The organism is Paraburkholderia graminis C4D1M (assembly GCF_000172415.1).
Lineage (GTDB): Bacteria > Pseudomonadota > Gammaproteobacteria > Burkholderiales > Burkholderiaceae > Paraburkholderia > Paraburkholderia graminis.
The window spans coordinates 119002-133965 of sequence record NZ_ABLD01000020.1; the positions used below are offsets into that span (position 1 = coordinate 119002).

General features: G+C 59.7%; 13 protein-coding genes and 2 pseudogenes. 5 read left to right on the forward strand and 10 right to left on the reverse strand.

Going from position 1 to position 14964, the window contains the following annotated elements; translation table 11 throughout:
• Nucleotides 1–288: 288 nt before the first annotated feature.
• The 7 genes and pseudogenes from BGRAMDRAFT_RS25155 to BGRAMDRAFT_RS35640 form a co-directional block, all read right to left on the reverse strand.
• Complete coding sequence (locus BGRAMDRAFT_RS25155) at nt 289–1794, reverse strand: MltF family protein (protein WP_006051693.1); 1506 nt, start codon at nt 1792–1794, stop codon at nt 289–291.
• 1329 nt (nt 1795–3123) lie between these two features.
• On the reverse strand, nt 3124–3927 hold the full coding sequence (locus BGRAMDRAFT_RS25160; RefSeq protein ID WP_044021869.1) for a transglutaminase-like domain-containing protein: 804 nt from the start codon (nt 3925–3927) through the stop codon (nt 3124–3126).
• A 299-nt stretch (nt 3928–4226) separates the two neighbouring features.
• On the reverse strand, nt 4227–4463 hold the full coding sequence (locus BGRAMDRAFT_RS25165; RefSeq protein WP_006051695.1) for a hypothetical protein: 237 nt from the start codon (nt 4461–4463) through the stop codon (nt 4227–4229).
• Between the two features lie 454 nt (nt 4464–4917).
• A complete protein-coding gene (locus BGRAMDRAFT_RS25170) occupies nt 4918–5562 on the reverse strand; it encodes a chemotaxis protein CheB (protein ID WP_157140671.1) in 645 nt (214 codons plus the stop codon).
• 147 nt (nt 5563–5709) lie between these two features.
• Entirely contained in the window at nt 5710–6144 is a 435-nt protein-coding gene (locus BGRAMDRAFT_RS25175; RefSeq protein ID WP_006051697.1) for a response regulator, read from the reverse strand.
• Nucleotides 6145–6766: 622 nt separating this feature from the next.
• Nucleotides 6767–7377, reverse strand: a pseudogene (locus BGRAMDRAFT_RS25180) (tyrosine-type recombinase/integrase).
• Nucleotides 7378–7547: 170 nt separating this feature from the next.
• Nucleotides 7548–7715, reverse strand: a pseudogene (locus BGRAMDRAFT_RS35640) (LysR family transcriptional regulator); the annotation flags it as partial.
• A gap of 416 nt (nt 7716–8131) precedes the next feature.
• Between BGRAMDRAFT_RS35640 and BGRAMDRAFT_RS25185 the strand changes: the two are divergent.
• Nucleotides 8132–9064 carry an NADP-dependent oxidoreductase gene (locus BGRAMDRAFT_RS25185; protein WP_006051699.1) on the forward strand — a complete coding sequence of 311 codons (933 nt, stop codon included), beginning with the start codon at nt 8132–8134 and terminating at the stop codon, nt 9062–9064.
• Between the two features lie 241 nt (nt 9065–9305).
• Here BGRAMDRAFT_RS25185 and BGRAMDRAFT_RS34715 read toward each other — a convergent pair whose 3' ends face one another.
• Together BGRAMDRAFT_RS34715 and BGRAMDRAFT_RS25190 are read right to left on the reverse strand one after the other, a co-directional pair.
• Nucleotides 9306–9509 (reverse strand): hypothetical protein, encoded by a 204-nt coding sequence (locus tag BGRAMDRAFT_RS34715; protein WP_157140672.1) that lies wholly within the window; start codon nt 9507–9509, stop codon nt 9306–9308.
• A gap of 519 nt (nt 9510–10028) precedes the next feature.
• Nucleotides 10029–10949, reverse strand: coding sequence for a LysR family transcriptional regulator (locus tag BGRAMDRAFT_RS25190; protein ID WP_044021876.1), 921 nt, complete (start codon nt 10947–10949; stop codon nt 10029–10031).
• Between the two features lie 244 nt (nt 10950–11193).
• Here BGRAMDRAFT_RS25190 and BGRAMDRAFT_RS25195 point away from each other — a divergent pair, with 244 nt between their 5' ends.
• Complete coding sequence (locus BGRAMDRAFT_RS25195; RefSeq protein ID WP_006051701.1) at nt 11194–11967, forward strand: SDR family oxidoreductase; 774 nt, start codon at nt 11194–11196, stop codon at nt 11965–11967.
• Between the two features lie 564 nt (nt 11968–12531).
• Here BGRAMDRAFT_RS25195 and BGRAMDRAFT_RS25200 read toward each other — a convergent pair.
• Complete coding sequence (locus tag BGRAMDRAFT_RS25200; protein WP_006051702.1) at nt 12532–13416, reverse strand: LysR substrate-binding domain-containing protein; 885 nt, start codon at nt 13414–13416, stop codon at nt 12532–12534.
• 164 nt (nt 13417–13580) lie between these two features.
• On the opposite strand from BGRAMDRAFT_RS25200, the gene BGRAMDRAFT_RS25205 reads away from it, so the two are divergent.
• The 3 genes from BGRAMDRAFT_RS25205 to BGRAMDRAFT_RS25215 all read left to right on the forward strand — a co-directional run.
• Complete coding sequence (locus BGRAMDRAFT_RS25205; protein WP_006051703.1) at nt 13581–14126, forward strand: hypothetical protein; 546 nt, start codon at nt 13581–13583, stop codon at nt 14124–14126.
• A 7-nt stretch (nt 14127–14133) separates the two neighbouring features.
• The gene (locus BGRAMDRAFT_RS25210) at nt 14134–14460 is read left to right on the forward strand and encodes a hypothetical protein (RefSeq protein ID WP_006051704.1); all 327 of its coding nucleotides are present in this window, start codon (nt 14134–14136) and stop codon (nt 14458–14460) included.
• A 28-nt stretch (nt 14461–14488) separates the two neighbouring features.
• Nucleotides 14489–14964: MBL fold metallo-hydrolase (locus tag BGRAMDRAFT_RS25215; protein ID WP_044021870.1), on the forward strand; the 476-nt coding region annotated here is incomplete at its 3' end.

The window sequence follows — 14964 nt, forward strand, 5'->3', positions numbered from 1 at the left end:
CGGCGTCGACTAGTCCACTGAAGCCTCGCAGTGCCGGCCCCGGGGAGTCCCGGCGTTCCTGTGCGCCGCTTGCGCTCTGGCTCGCAAGCCGAAGCTAAAGCCAGTGGATGACGAGCAACCGCCTTCACTCTCAGCAATTGGCATGTCCCCGGTTCGTCAGTTGCGACTCAGGCATCTGGCGGAAATAAACTTCGTCGAGCTGAGGAGGGGGAACGGCTCAACGGTCATGAAGCGGCTCTCGCCCGCAGCGTCAGTCCGACATTCGGGGGCGGCCCGCCCCGGCAACGGTCAACCGCCGGGTTGCATTTTACGAATCGCCTTGTCGCGCGCGTGCTGCGCATCGACGATTAAGCGATATGCGACGTAATACTTGTAGATGTTGCGTACGTACGTCGTGGTTTCGATGCCGATCTTCTCCGCGACTACGATTTCGACGTTATTGAACCACTTGTCCCGATCGAGCCCGCGTGCCGCAGCTTCCGTGCGCATCTTTGCAATTTTGGCCGCCCCTGCGTTATAGCTCGCGAACGCAAACATTGCACGAGTGGTGTCATCGAAGTGCGCGTCAGGAAAGTAGCGTGTCATCAGCCGGTCCATGTATTTGGTTCCCGCATGGATGTTCGATTCGGTCACGCCAATGTTGCCGACCGCCATTTCCTTGCCTGTTCCCGGCATCAACTGCATGACGCCGACTGCGCCAACGTGACTTCGGGCTGACTGGTTCAACTGCGATTCCTGATAGCCGAGGGCGGCCAGCATCAGAGGGTCGAAGCCATACTGCTTGCCATACTTTTCGAAGAGCGCAAGTGTTTCTTCAAAACGCTTGCGCTCCGCCGCGCCGGAAGCATCCGTGACCTGCTTGATACGCTTCATGAACTGCGCGATCCGATAGTCGATGACGCCCTGCTTTTTGGCAAACTCGTTATAGAAATCCGTCACCGCAGCCTGCAGCTGAGGGCTGTTCTTCCTGATCGCCCAACCGATATAGCCTTCGCTGCGTACTGCCAGATCCTCCCTGACCTTGAGCTGAGGCAGGACTTGTGCCCACAGCTTTGCTTTCCAGTCGTCAACCACCACGATGCGGAGCATTCCCGCGTTCAACATTTCGAGGGCGTCCTCATCTTCGAGTGCGTCCGGTAGCAGCGTGATCTGCATGACCGGCTTGCCTGCTTTCCTGAACCGGTCGTTCAGCGCCGTCAGACTCTCGTAGTAACTCGTCGCCTTGCGTACATAGACCTGCTTTCCCGCGAGGTCGTCCAGCGTGGCGATAGCCGGAGCGCCAGGACCGGTCACGACCAGTTCTCTGACCGGCTTGCGGTCACGGGGCGCAACGAAGTCGACAAGCTTGCGCCGCTCATCGGTCGCCGTCAGGTTGCCCGCCGAGATGTCGCCCAGCCCGGCCTGGAGGTTCGCCAGGAGCTTGTCCCGGGTCGTTGGAATCAGAAGGACTGTCACCGGGCGTTTGCCGAGCTGGCTGGCATAACGCTTGTTGACATACTGTTCGTAGTCTCGCGCGAGTTCAGCGGTCAAGCCACGTTCTCGGCCTTTGTCGTTGAAGTACAGCGTACGGCTGTACGGCACAAGAAAGCGGATCACGCGGCGCTCGCGCATCGCGTCAAAATCGCCGATCCACGGTTTGGCGGCGATGTTCAGCTGGCGGGTTTTCGCGACGGCAGCCGGTGGCGCCGATGCCGGTGCGACGGTGAACGCACTCGGTCCTGACTCGGCCCGCGGCGGCGGCAAGAGCAGTGAAATCCCACCCAGCAGGGCGGCAAGAAAGCGTAATCTCGTCATCACATGCCCTTCCGTGCGAACGACTATCCGGGATTCGTATGCATTGTCTCGCGTATTCGCACTGCTGTTACACGCAGCTCGCCAGGGATTTCGACCGATGATATCGATTGCAGGCCCCTGAGCCCGCGCATCGGATGACCAAACGTGTCAGCTAAACGCTGGCACATATGCGCAACGATGACAATAAGCAAGTTGCGCTGATGCATCGCCGGCACACGCGCGGATCGCGAATTAAAGCGCGTATTCGTGTGGAAGCGCAGTCCGGGCTGGTTCACATGGTCATTGACAAGTCTGCCGTTGTCACGACTTCACGCCGGCGCAAGCGTAGCTGGACGGGACGGAACGGATGGGTACGCGAGACGCCGGACATGGGAGCGAAGATCATTGCCAGGGCCGATGCAGCGCGCTGACAACGTTGCGTGAGACGACGCAGGCGCAGAACACTCGACTTGAGTGATCGGCTGAACGCAAGCTAGTAAATGCCAGTCGTCATCGGTCCTTCGGATCGGGGGGCTTTCGGGCGGACTGTTTAGCTGCCACGAGGCAATTGCGCCGGGTGCCTTGTTGGGAGGGTTTTTGCGAAAGATCGCGTCCAAGAGAGCGCGAACGACCAGAGTGGCCGAGGATTTGTTGGTCGATGTGAGTGATCGGATGACCTCTGTGATGCGGAAACGGCCGTTGACCGTGTTTTGACTGCGATGACGCCTGAGGGTCGGAAGTACGCGCTGACGACTGTCCGCTCCCGGGCCGCGAGATTCCACTGGCCGCTTTCCGGCGATGAAACCGAAGAGCGGGCTGACGCTGCCCGGACCCATTGCTGACAGTCAGCGGACTGACCTAATGTGCCAACGCGAACTGCAACCGGCCGCTCGCGAATGGCCGACGAGCGGCGGTTCCGGTGTTGACGGTAGGGATAATCCGATTCCCTCCAGAAATACGCACGGTAATCGGCGACGACTCAAGCGCGTGTTAGCAAATCTGGCCGGCGCTCTGGCCGAAACGCGAAAGCGTCGCTGCTCATCCGGAAGACCGTCGAGTGGCGACCACATCGGTTTGAGGCTCACGAATACGCGAGATGGGCCGGCGACGGCTCGTGAACCAGGAAATCGAAAACTGCTCCTCAGTCCCCCGATCGTCGGTTGATGGCTGCAGACCGAAAAATTCGACCCCTCTTGCGCGGCCGTTCGTTGCTCTGGCCATCGTTACGCTGTAACCCTGAAAGTGCCAGGTCTTGCAGATACCCGGTTCGATATCCGGCGAACTCTTCCCGCCGGCGCAGGCTACTCCCACATTCGCGCTTCGGCTCAGTATTGGTCTCTTGCCGCCCGGCTATTCACGGTGACAATGCACCCTGAAGTGCCTCAACATAGCTGGCCCGAACGCATTGCTAATGGCAACGTCGGCCGCATCACGACCATATGCCATCAGAATGCGCCCAATGCGCGGTGCGTTGTTGCGAGGGTCGAACGTTTGCCAGCTGCCGCCCACGTAGGCCTGAAACCAGCCCGCGAAATCCATCGGCGCCTCTACCGGCGGCAGGCCAATGTCGCTGATATAGCCGGTGCAGTAGCGCGCCGGAATATTCATCGCGCGGCATGGCGTGACGCCGAGATGCGCAAAGTCCCGGCAGACGCCTGTGCGTTCGCGGTACACATCGACTGCGGTTTTGGTCGCTCGCGCGTGTCCGTAGTCAAACCGGATATGCCGGTGCACGAAATCGCAGATTGCGAGAACCGTCTCGCGGCCCGGCGGACACTGCCCAAAGATTTTCCACGCAACATCGACCAGCAGATCGGTTTCGCAGTAGCGACTGGCCAGCAGGAAAACCAGCGTCTCGTCGGGCAACTGTTCAACCGGATCGCGCCGGCCGTCGATAGGCGGCGTTTCCATCGACTCCGGCACGTTCAGCAGCGCCGTCGTGCTCAGTCCAATCCGGCCGGCGGGCGCGACGATCCGGCTGCACAGGTTGCCGTAGCCATCGCGATACTGCACGATCGGCACCGGCGGATCGGTAACAAGCACGTCCGCCACAAGAATATCCTTCGCATGCGAAGAATGCGTGTTCAACATCAGCATCATCGGCGTCGGTCCTGGACACTCGAACGACAGCTCATATCCGACGCGAAGCTTCATCAAAGCTCGTGGTTTGACTGATATGGGGGGCGCAGCGGCGGGCATGCCGAAGGTCCGGGAAGGCAGCAATGAATATGATCCCACGATGCGTGTCTGCTCGCCGGCGTCAAAAACAACTGCATGCCGGCGCGACCAACCGGGCGGCACTTCCTGAGAGACGCCACCTCATCGCGGCAAACCGGATGTCCACTTTGCGGAGATGACCCCGGCGGTCGATCGTCAAATGTCAGCGGCCTGGCGTGGAGCACGGCGGGGCGCCCCGAGTACGATGAATACCGAGCTACGACTCAGAAATGGAATCAGTCAACTGGCCCGAGTAACACGTCGATTGCGGCTTTCCCTGCAATTTCGGCCACCAGGTAGGCCCATCGTTCCGTAAAAGGGCCATTGCGTAACCTTATGCGGCCTCCCCGGGCGCCGAGCACTTCGAGGTTGGTCCCGCCTTTGATCTGAAAAGCTACGTCAAACGTTTCCTCTGCAGCCGGCGTCAACTCGACGTGGATCTCGAACCCGCGGTACGTGATCATGCGCTGCATGGAAGCCTCCCCTTCATCCCCGGAGACTAACATGTCCCCTTCTGATGTTACTGGCGGGCGAGATCCGAAGCGGGGGCATCCGTCTACGCCGGTGTTTCCGGCGTCGGGTTCCCGAGTTGAGCGACAGTTACCTGGTAACCTCGATCTCACCCTGCAAACGGTTTCTTTGCGCGCGCAGTCCGGATACACCGGAGCTGCCCGCGGCTTCCGTCAGCGAGAGCTGCTCTTCTGCCAGTAGTAACCTCTCCTCCAGACGTCGCGCCGCCGACCAGAGTGCGTTTTCCGCCCCGCTGCGCGGAGCGCACTCAAGCGAGAGTGCTGAAAGCGCATGACCGGAATGGCAGCGGTCCCGCAATGGCAGGTCGTCTCCAATACGCCACACGACGACGCCACAGTCGGGGCACGCCGCGCTCGACCGATGACCAAGCCGCTCAAGCTCGTCAGGGGTTAATCTTCAGGTCGGGGTAATTTTCGTTTCGACTGCAATCCGCTCCCGTTCGCCCATACTGACTTCTTTACGCGAATCGTCGGTCAGCGCACTGACGACTGCGGCGGCGATGCCTTCTAGCGGCACAACGCTGCAGGGTGAGACCGCGTGAAGGGCCGCCTGCGGCATGTCAGGGGCGACACAGGACGACGGAGTCTGAACGACGGTAAAACCACCGCAAGCATCGATGGCCTTCAGTCCCGCAGCGCCGTCGTCAAGGCTTCCTGTCAGGATAACGCCGATCACTCGGGGGCCATACTCGACAGCGGCGGAGCGGAACAGAGGGTCAGCGGCCGGGCGCGCAAAGTGTTCCTTGGGGCCGGTGGACAGAACGATGGCGCCGTCGCGCATCAGCATGTGCCGGTCGGGCGGCGCCACGTAGACGGTTGACTTGGCGATGAGCTGGCTGTCCTCTGCATGCAACACCGGCAGCGGGCAGTCAGTCTGCAAAATCTGGGGAAGCAGGCTGGGCCACGCCCCGATATGCATGACCACGAAAACGCTTGCGGGAAGATCGCCGGGCAACGACGACAGGATCCTTCTGAGTCCCTGCAGGCCGCCAAGCGACGCCGCCACTACAACGATATCCCGGGCATTCAACACTCTTTTCATGTTTTCCGTCCCTGCATTGCCGATGAGCATACGTAGCAACAGCCGCGCCTGCTGTCGCTGAAGCGGTGTGCAGAGCCGCGCGGTGTAACGCCAGCAAGACCATGTGGTGGGTGGCGTGCCTCTTGGCGCGGTATATGGTCGTCCCGGTCACCGAGCAAGCTTGGTGATCAGGGCTACCAACTGGCTCGGTGGCCAACCTTTCTGCACGTAACCATCAAACTCGCTGTCAGACAGATGCTGGCGCACCTCGATTTTGTCGAACGCGGTATGGGCAATGATTGCAATCCCTTCTGTACGGGGGTCGCGCCGAAGCGCCCGGGCAGCCTCATAGCCGTTGCAGCGTGGCATTGAAATGTCCATTAGGACGACATGGGGTGACCAGGCGATTCCCAACTCAACGGCGTCGTCGCCACCGAAAACAGCGCGGGACTCGAAATCCTCCAGCGACAGATAGGCCGCCAGTGCAAGAGCTGCATCGTGGTTGTCGTCGACGATGAGGACGCGCAACCGGGCTCCGTTAACCGCGACCCGACGCGCAGTCCATGGTCGGGGCGCCGGATGAAAAAGATTCGCGAATTTCATGAAACGACTCCAGTGCCGCCTGCATTGCCGCACCCGCCGTGCCTGCCAGCCGAAGTCGGGCACTCCGGAAGCACGTCATACGATCATTGAGCCTCTGCAGGCACGCGTATAGCAGCGGAATGCGTCTCTGCCCGCACTAGCTTCAGTGATGGCCGTTGGCGGCGCGATGGCACTGGAAGAAGGTCAGCCGGTTGTGCAGGCCGGCCCAAGAAAACCTTGGTCGTGCGGAGGACAGATCTTCGGGCGGGCTGGGAGACCGCCGCCACCCAGACATGTCCATATGCATCGGAACAGTCCCCTCACACGGTGTTAGCCGCCGTTGGCGCGCGGCGACAGTTAGACTCGCCATTAAAAACCGCAATCAATTGATGCACTCTGGTCCGCCGCTTCATTCCTGGCAAGAAGCACCGGGGAAAATACTCGAACTGAAATCACGGCCGGCCGAAGCTGCCGTCGAAGTGAGCCGCTCGACGCAGCACTCGACGTGGAGCCGGCTCCTTTGTCAAAGCTTCGGTTGCCGTAACTTGTAAGTGGCGGCTGGTCGCTCAGCAGCAGACGCTCGCAGACGGGATGTGAAGGTCGGTATTTGGCCGGCAAGCGCCCGCTCGCCGGTCACGGTCCTTCAAACCTCGGTCTGCTCAGACATCTCAAGTGCATCGTCAACCTCAATGCCGAGGTAACGCACTGTACTTGCCAGTTTGGTATGGCCTAACAGCAGTTGAACTGCCCGCAGATTCTTGGTGCGCCGATAGATCAACGATGCCTTGGTGCGGCGCATTGTGTGAGTGCCGTACGCAGCATCGTCCAGTCCGATTGACGCGACCCATCGATGCACGCGCGTCGACACCTTCGCTGACGCGTGCAGCCGACTCGGGAATAAATAATCGGCGGGCCTGAGTCCCCGCGCCGAAATCCATGCCGCGACACTTTGCCGAGTCTGCTCAGTGATTTCGAACTGCACCGGTCGTTGCGTTTTTTGCTGCATGAAGTCGCTCGCGACACGACGTGGCTCCCCATACAGATGTCCTGCACCTGAAGTCGCGTTAAATCACATGCCCGAAGCTTGCTGTCGATTGCCGGATTGAACGGCGCCAGCTCACGCACGTTCGACGACATCTGGAGTCTCGTCCGAATCGCCCAAATTTCGCGTAGCTTCAACGGGGGCTTCTGCCCGGTCAGCCTTCCTTTGTTCCTCGGCACCCGACGAGTGCTGGAAGAATTAAGCGTTTCCATGTCGACCTCCTCTTCAATGAAGGGAGATCGATTTTGCGCGCCAGCAACGGTCGTTGCTCGAGCAGCAGCCATCCGCGTAGCGCGTCAAATTGTAACCGAAAGCGTCGCGCTAGCGCACAGCGACACAGCCCGTGCCTAATCGTCCCAGGGCACTGTCTGGTCTCCCTCTCTCACACGGCCTGTGAAAACAACCCAAGCGCTGCCGGCGGGTGCCGGTTAGCCGGATAGTATAGGCACACGCCCGGTAAGGAAGGACTCCATTCAGGAAGCAGGTGAACGAGTGGGCCAGCCGCCAGTTTTTCTGCTACGCGATATTCCGGAACCGGAGCGATACTTATGTCTGGACGGCATCCCACACGAGGTCGATGTCGTCTTCGGGGATGCCGTCCTGTTGAAGAAAGCTGCTTCCTTGGAAAGGCTGCCGGGCTCGTAGTGGCTTGCTCTGCGGAGCCGTACGTCGCGGAAATTATGGCTTGCTGCCTGATTTGACAGTTGCGTTGGCTTCTTAACCATTGGCTTATTAATCGCATGTTGTGCGTCAAGCTGACGTGCGGACTGATAGGCACTCTGCTACCTCGTGCGGGCGTGCAAAAATTCAGAACGCGCCACCGCGATCTGTTGGGCCGTCTCATCGCTTCCACTCCTGCGCTGCCCCCTCGTGGCGTGATCTGCTGGAAAACGAATTCAAGGTTTATGTCAGATGGTTGCTTTGCCAGAGTGCACGTGTTCAATGTGCTGATAAGGAGAGCTTGAAATGACAGCATTGATGCAAGCGGTTCAGATTGAAGAGTACGGTGGACCGGACGTGCTCAATTTGCGCCGGTTACCAATCCCGACACCGATCCAAGGAGAGGTTGTCGTCAAGGTGATGGCAGCGGGCGTCGGTCCGTGGGATGGGTGGATTCGCGCGGGAAAGAGCGTTCTACCGCAACCACTGCCTCTAACGCCCGGTTCCGACATTGCGGGGGTCGTCGTTGAAGTTGGTCCCGGTGTCAACGAATTGGCGGTAGGGGACGAGATTTTCGGCGTGACCAACCGCCGCTTCACGGAGGGTTACGCGCAGTATGCGAGAGCCAGGGTCGACATGCTCGCCGCGAAGCCCTCCAGCATGACTTTCGAGGAAGCGGCATCGATGCCCGTCATCGCGGTAACCGCGTGGCAGATGCTTCACGAGTTCGCTAGCATAAAAGCAGGACAGCGTGTTCTTATACTCGGTGGTGCCGGCAACGTCGGAGCATACGCCGTACAACTCGCGCACCTGGCCGGCGCCGAGGTCGTTGCAACCGCGTCGGACGCCCAGGCTGACCATGTGCGGGCTTTGGGGGCGGACAAAATTATCGAGCGAAGCATGCGTCGTATGGACCCGTATACCAGCAGTTTCGACGCCGTCATCGACACTGTCGGCGGTGGAGCGCTCGAGCAGTCGTACGCGCTTGTGCTCCCGCGCGGGGTCGTCGTCTCCGCAGTGCAAAAGCCCGATAGCACCCGCCTGCCGCAACATGTGCGCTCGGACTTCCTGTTGGTGAACGTTGTCACGCCTACGTTGGAAGCGCTCGTCCGCCTTGCGGCTGACGGTGAGCTGAAGGCCCGACTGGGCGATATTTTGCCACTTGCCGACGCACGCCGGGCGCATCAAATGCTTGACGGTTCCCAGCATCGTCCGGGAAAGATCCTTCTTATTCCCTGATGTAAGAGAGCCGCGACGGCACGCTGGTCATGGAAAGCCGGCGCACCAGCAGTCTCTGGGTTTGGCCTTTACCATCGCTTCAAGTCAGGCGATCGCTGCCGGATGAATTCACTTACCGCATAGCTAGACGCCTCGCGGCCGCCGACTGTCACCGGAACATTGCATATATGACTGGAGCTGGTTGGGGCGGGAAAAACAGGCATAGAGCAGCAACGGACGCAAGCGTGCTTGGGGGCAATGTTTAAACCGGGCGTCTATCGAATTTCCGCTCAGGGACGTTGGCCGCGGCCCGTACTGCCATGTTTCGATCCGCGTTCAGGCAACGCTCTATCGGCACGGGTTCTCCATTACGCATGGTCAGGTCGAGCCGCGCTTCGAAAACCGGATAGCGGATTCCGGCATCCGGCATCCGGCGAATTAACTCCTCCCACATCACTTTTTTCACATCTGTCTTGCATCGACCTCGCGCTGTGTTCTGCGGCAATTTCACCAGCGCGGTCGGCGCTCATGGACGGCTTGAGTCGAGAAACTCTGGCGTGTCGCCTGCTTCAGCCGCTCTGCCAGCAGCATAAGGACCTCAGACGCGAATGCGCACGGAAGCTAGTCCGGCGCGTCAACGCGCTGGTGGATCCTGCCCGTTGGATCAAAAGTTCGAGTGATCATCTGCAACGGCGCAACATAAGTGGTTAACCGACATCTGGAGGTCAGCAACTCACAACGCTGAGCGTCTCACAGTGGCCGAACCCGGAAGTTCGGCTTGAGCCCGCCAGTCACCAGCTCGGCCTCGCCGCGAATTTCCCTTGTCGACCCGAAGGTGCCTATCGCGACACGTTCATCAGCGTCCGCATTCTGGAATGGAGCAGACGCATGAACACGCCGTTGTGGTATTTGTCCGTGCCAATCAACCGCTGTTAAACGTGTTCGCCGCGGTGCGAAGAAGAACCGCCACCATGATCGGTTTGCTTCATTTCCTTCCATCCGAATCGCAAACGAGCTGGCGTTTCAACAGCGCATCGAGCCAGTCTGCGAACACCTGAACCCTGCGCGACAGATGTTGCCGATGCGGATACAGCAGGTTCATCGGCATTGGCGCAGCCCTGTATTCGGGCATCACCTCGATCAGTTCGCCCGCACGCAGATGCTGCTGCACGTCATAGGCAGGAATCTGGATCAAACCGAGTCCTGCAAGACAGCATGCGATATACGCCTCAGCGCTGTTGACGGTCACGCGCCCTTGCGTTGTCAACGTTCTGACAGTCTCGCCATCGAGCCATTCCCAGGGCGCGATACGCCCGCTCGTTGGCGACGCATATTGAACGACCTGTTGGTTTGTCATATCGCCGGGGGTACAAGGCCTGCCGTGTTGCGACAGATAGATGGGGCTTGCAACATTGATGAGTGGCAGATCGCCCATCGGACGCGCGATCATGCCGGACTCATGCGGCTTTCCAACGCGCAGCACGCAGTCGACGCGTTCTTCGATGAGGTCGATCGTGCGATCCGTCAGGCTGAGCGTGATGTCGATCCTGGGATAGGAGGCAAGGAATTCCGGCAGCGCGGGTGCGATGATCAACCGGCCTATACGGCCTGGCACGTCGATGCGCAAGACGCCGCCCGGTCCTACCGATGTCTGCCGGAACAGGTTCTCGGTCTCCTCCACATCGGCGATCAGGCGAAGACAGCGCTCATAGAGCGCCGCGCCGTCCTGCGTCGGCGACACCTTGCGCGTAGTCCGATGCAGCAGGCGGGCGCCAATCCGTCCTTCGAGCTCCTGGATCGCCGCGGAAACCGACGAGCGCGGCAAGCCGAGCGTGTCCGCGGCGCGCGTGAAATTCGCACATTCAACAACGCGCGCGAAGACGCGAAACAGGTCAATGCGATCCACGTTCGCTCCCGCCTTCGCGAGCGTGCGGCTCACCGTCGTATCGCGCATTTCGCACGGGATGCAGTTCGTCGGTCCGGCACTCACGCGCGCCGCCGGTCTCGCTTATCGTCATATCAGACGCCTTCTACTGTTCGATTTTTCTGACCAGTGATGTCAGAAACAGCAGGTTTAAATGATTTTCCAGGAATATATCATCGGCCAGATGAGAGGCTGCATAGGGCGGCTTCGGCACTGGGGATGAAACATGGCAGACCACAGCATCAAAGGCAAAACCGTCATCATTGCGGGCGGGGCGAAGAATCTCGGTGGACTGATTGCACGCGATCTCGCCACGCAGGGCGCCAGGGCAGTGGCGATTCACTACAACAGCGCGGCCTCGAAAGCCGCGGCGGACGAGACACTTGCCGCAATCGAGTCGGCAGGTGCCAGGGCAGTCGCTTTCCAGGCCGATCTGACCTCGGCCGGCGCGCTCGAGAAGCTGTTTTCGGATGTCGTCGCCGCCGTCGGCCGCCCCGACATTGCGATCAATACGGTAGGCAAGGTGCTGAAAAAGCCGTTCGCCGACATCACCGAGGCCGAATACGATGACATGACGGCGGTGAATTCCAAGTCTGCGTTCTTCTTTCTCAAAGAGGCAGGCAAGCACGTCAACGACAACGGCAAGATCGTCACGCTCGTCACGTCGCTGCTTGGCGCGTTCACCCCGTTTTACGCGGCCTATGCGGGCACCAAGGCGCCGGTCGAACATTTCACGCGCGCGGCGGCCAAGGAATTCGGCGCGCGCGGCATTTCCGTGACGGCCGTCGGCCCCGGCCCCATGGACACGCCGTTCTTCTATCCCGCCGAAGGCGCGGACGCGGTCGCGTACCACAAGTCGGCAGCCGCGCTCTCCCCGTTCTCCACGACGGGTTTGACCGACATCGCGGACGTGGTTCCCTTCATCCGCCATCTGGTCAGTGACGGGTGGTGGATTACGGGGCAAACCATTCTGATCAACGGCGGTTATACGACCAAGTAAGCGAGCGAATGAAAATCGCTCCCCTCGATCGGGGAGAGGTGTTGGTCCCGCAGCAAGCGTTGGCAGATATGCCCCGGATGTAATGGTCAGCAAGCGTTCCGTTGATTGCTGGCTTGCGACCGACGCGAAGCATGTCTCGCGATCGTCAACTGCGTTTCAAGGTCGATCGATGAGGCAACGGCCGTTCAATCGTCCGCTGTGAGCAGATGTGTCGTCGGCTACGCTCACGGGCTGGAGCAGCTTGGAGCTTCGCTCGACGGCAAGGTAACGGCTCCTGTCGTACTGCCAGGGGACGCTGGCGTGCGCCGTCCCTTATCGGCGCCTCCTTGCCCGACATGGAGGTTTGTAGACGCCCGTAGTCGCGCCAGCGTGCCGACGGACGAATTACCGTAGATGACGCGTTGCGGCCCGTCGACCCGATGCGACATTCAGTAGGGGGCTTTCAAGGCACAACGGCCCTTCTTCGACTCGCGACGGTCAGTTCTAAGCGCGGCATTCACCTCGCGAGGGAAACTGCGGAGGAATGGCTGTTTTTTGATGAAAGTCAGACGTCGTTTAAAGCCGCTAGGCCCGGGTTTCGTGAAGAATCCATTTCGCAAATGCCCGTAGTGGCCCTTCACTCAACTCGATTGGCTCAGGAAGAACAAGGCAGAAATTTTTGGTAATCACTTTGCCGTCAGGCCAAGGCGCGACCAGACGGCCTTGTTCAAGCTCTGCCCCGATGTAAAGACGCGGCACCAACGCGACACCCAGGCCAGCCACCGCCGCCTCTATCAGCATCGAGTGAAGATCGTAACGTGCGCCAATCGCCGAATTGGTCAGCACGATGCCGGCCTCCTCTGCATAAAGCTGCCACGCGTCCGGATTTTGTCGCCTGTGAAGGCGTGGCAGCTCGTCTAGCGACAGGTTCGCACCGGCGTCCGCGAGGAACGCCGGACTACAGACGGGCACAAGCACCTCCTGCAGCAGGTGATGTAGATGCATACCCGCCCATGCTGGATGCTCAAAATGGATTGCCGCATCGAAACCGCTACCGGCGAGAATGAAGGGCTCCATACGCTCGGCGATATGCACCGTGATGTTCGGATGCAGATTCTGAAAGCGTTTCAGCCGAGGGATGAGCCACCGGGTGGCGAAGGTCGGAATGGCGGCGATATCAATGCTCGCGCCCTCGATGGGCTGCCCCATCAGATATAGGCTGTCCCGTTCCAGCCGATCCAGAATCTCGCGGACCTGCACCGCATATCGCGCGCCGTTGGGTGCAAGCCTTACCCGATTTCCAACGCGCTCGAACAGCACGACCCCCAGGAACACTTCGAGGCGACCGATCTGACGACTGATAGCGCCCTCGGTCAGGGCCAATTCCTCGGCCGCGCGGGCGAAGCTGCCGTGTCGAGCCGCGGCCTCAAAAGCCAGGAGCGCGGAATTGCTTGGAATTTTGCGTCGCATAAAGTCTAGCCGGTTGGAAGGCGTTCGATACAGCTTGAGCAAACATCACTGAAGGCTGACTTTATATCGCTATATACGCCGAAAATCCCAGATTATCATTACTTTACTGCAATAAACTTGGATCGTTTGCAGCAATCTGCGTACGCGCCACGAAGGATAATCTGATGATCTACACCGTGGAATGCAGCTTCGCCGATCCCAACAGCGAAGCCGAATGGAATGACTTCTACAGCCGTGAAAAGCTGCCCGCCCTCATCTCGGTTACTGGCTTTCAAACATCGCAGCGCTTCAAGTCGTTAAGCGACGGTTGCCCGGTCTACCTCGCCGTCCACACGATTGACGGTCTCGATGTTCTGACGGGAGAGGAATATCGCCAGAAAGGCGGCGGTAATTTTGCGAGGTGGCAGCAACACATCACCGACTGGCACAGAAATCTCTACAGCGATATCGGCCTTGCGCCGGCGGTCAATGCTGACGAACTCCTCGTGCTTTGCGCAGGCGGCCCCGAACCTCTGATGCAGATGGGCCTTACACCGTTGGCCATGCGAGCGGTCGCGCTGGAGAAGTTTCCGGACCGCCGTTGGCTCGCAAGACTGCCTCGGCGAAACGCTCAGTTTGTCGAGAGCATGTCGGAAGGCGTCCACCTCTACGCGCCGATGACGGAACAACTGACGGGCCCCCGCACCACTTCGACTGAACAGGAAACATAGGTCCGCGATGCCCAATGTCACTTTCTACGTTCCTACGGGGCACATGCCGTCTGATGAGATGCTTGCCGAACTTTCCAGCGACTGCATCAAGCTCTGTACGAGTGTCCTTAAATCGGCGCTCGAAAACGTTCACGTCGTCTACGTCGATGTTCGACATGGGTACGGACATCCCGTCTTCGCCGAAGTCCAATACCGCCTTGAGACGTTTCGCACGCCCCCGGTAATGGACCAGTTCACGGAAGCCCTGGACGACGCCATCGCACGCTGCATGGGTCTCACGGCGCGCATCCGTTGTTTTGGGTATGCCGCGTCGAACATTCACGCCCGCAATTAGCAATCAGAGAGTCGTCTGGAGAAAAGTTGTGTCCGCCATTCCGTTTCCAAGTCAGCAAGTCGGGGATTTCACGATCACTGCAATCAGCGATGGTTACCTCACCGCAAGCCTGGACTTCCTCTCGAATATCGACCCGTCCGAGGCCTCCAGAATGCAAAGCGATGCCGGGCAGAAGGCGCCTTCCGCCGTGCATATCAACTGCTACGTAGTGCGCGGAGCGGGCCGCACGATTCTGATCGACGGCGGCGCTGGAGGCATCAAGCAGTGGGGGGGCCGCCTGAGAACTAATTTATCTCTTGCTGGTATCGAACCATCCGGGATCGACACAATCCTGCTCACACACGCCCATCCCGACCATGTCGGAGGGCTAGTCGACACGGCCGGACACATTACCTTTCCGAATGCGGAGCTTGTGGTTCATCAACGAGAGGTCGCATTCTGGCAGGATGACGGAAATCTCAGTCGTGCCAGCGAGCGTGCCCACGGTAACTTCCTGATAGCGCG

Coding starts and splice junctions, on each gene's coding strand:
- BGRAMDRAFT_RS25155 (WP_006051693.1), bottom strand. CDS start 1,794: ATGACGAGATTACGCTTTCTTGCCGCCCTGCTGGGTGGGATTTCACTG.
- BGRAMDRAFT_RS25160 (WP_044021869.1), bottom strand. CDS start 3,927: ATGAAGCTTCGCGTCGGATATGAGCTGTCGTTCGAGTGTCCAGGACCG.
- BGRAMDRAFT_RS25165 (WP_006051695.1), bottom strand. CDS start 4,463: ATGCAGCGCATGATCACGTACCGCGGGTTCGAGATCCACGTCGAGTTG.
- BGRAMDRAFT_RS25170 (WP_157140671.1), bottom strand. CDS start 5,562: ATGAAAAGAGTGTTGAATGCCCGGGATATCGTTGTAGTGGCGGCGTCG.
- BGRAMDRAFT_RS25175 (WP_006051697.1), bottom strand. CDS start 6,144: ATGAAATTCGCGAATCTTTTTCATCCGGCGCCCCGACCATGGACTGCG.
- BGRAMDRAFT_RS25185 (WP_006051699.1), top strand. CDS start 8,132: ATGACAGCATTGATGCAAGCGGTTCAGATTGAAGAGTACGGTGGACCG.
- BGRAMDRAFT_RS25195 (WP_006051701.1), top strand. CDS start 11,194: ATGGCAGACCACAGCATCAAAGGCAAAACCGTCATCATTGCGGGCGGG.
- BGRAMDRAFT_RS25200 (WP_006051702.1), bottom strand. CDS start 13,416: ATGCGACGCAAAATTCCAAGCAATTCCGCGCTCCTGGCTTTTGAGGCC.
- BGRAMDRAFT_RS25205 (WP_006051703.1), top strand. CDS start 13,581: ATGATCTACACCGTGGAATGCAGCTTCGCCGATCCCAACAGCGAAGCC.
- BGRAMDRAFT_RS25210 (WP_006051704.1), top strand. CDS start 14,134: ATGCCCAATGTCACTTTCTACGTTCCTACGGGGCACATGCCGTCTGAT.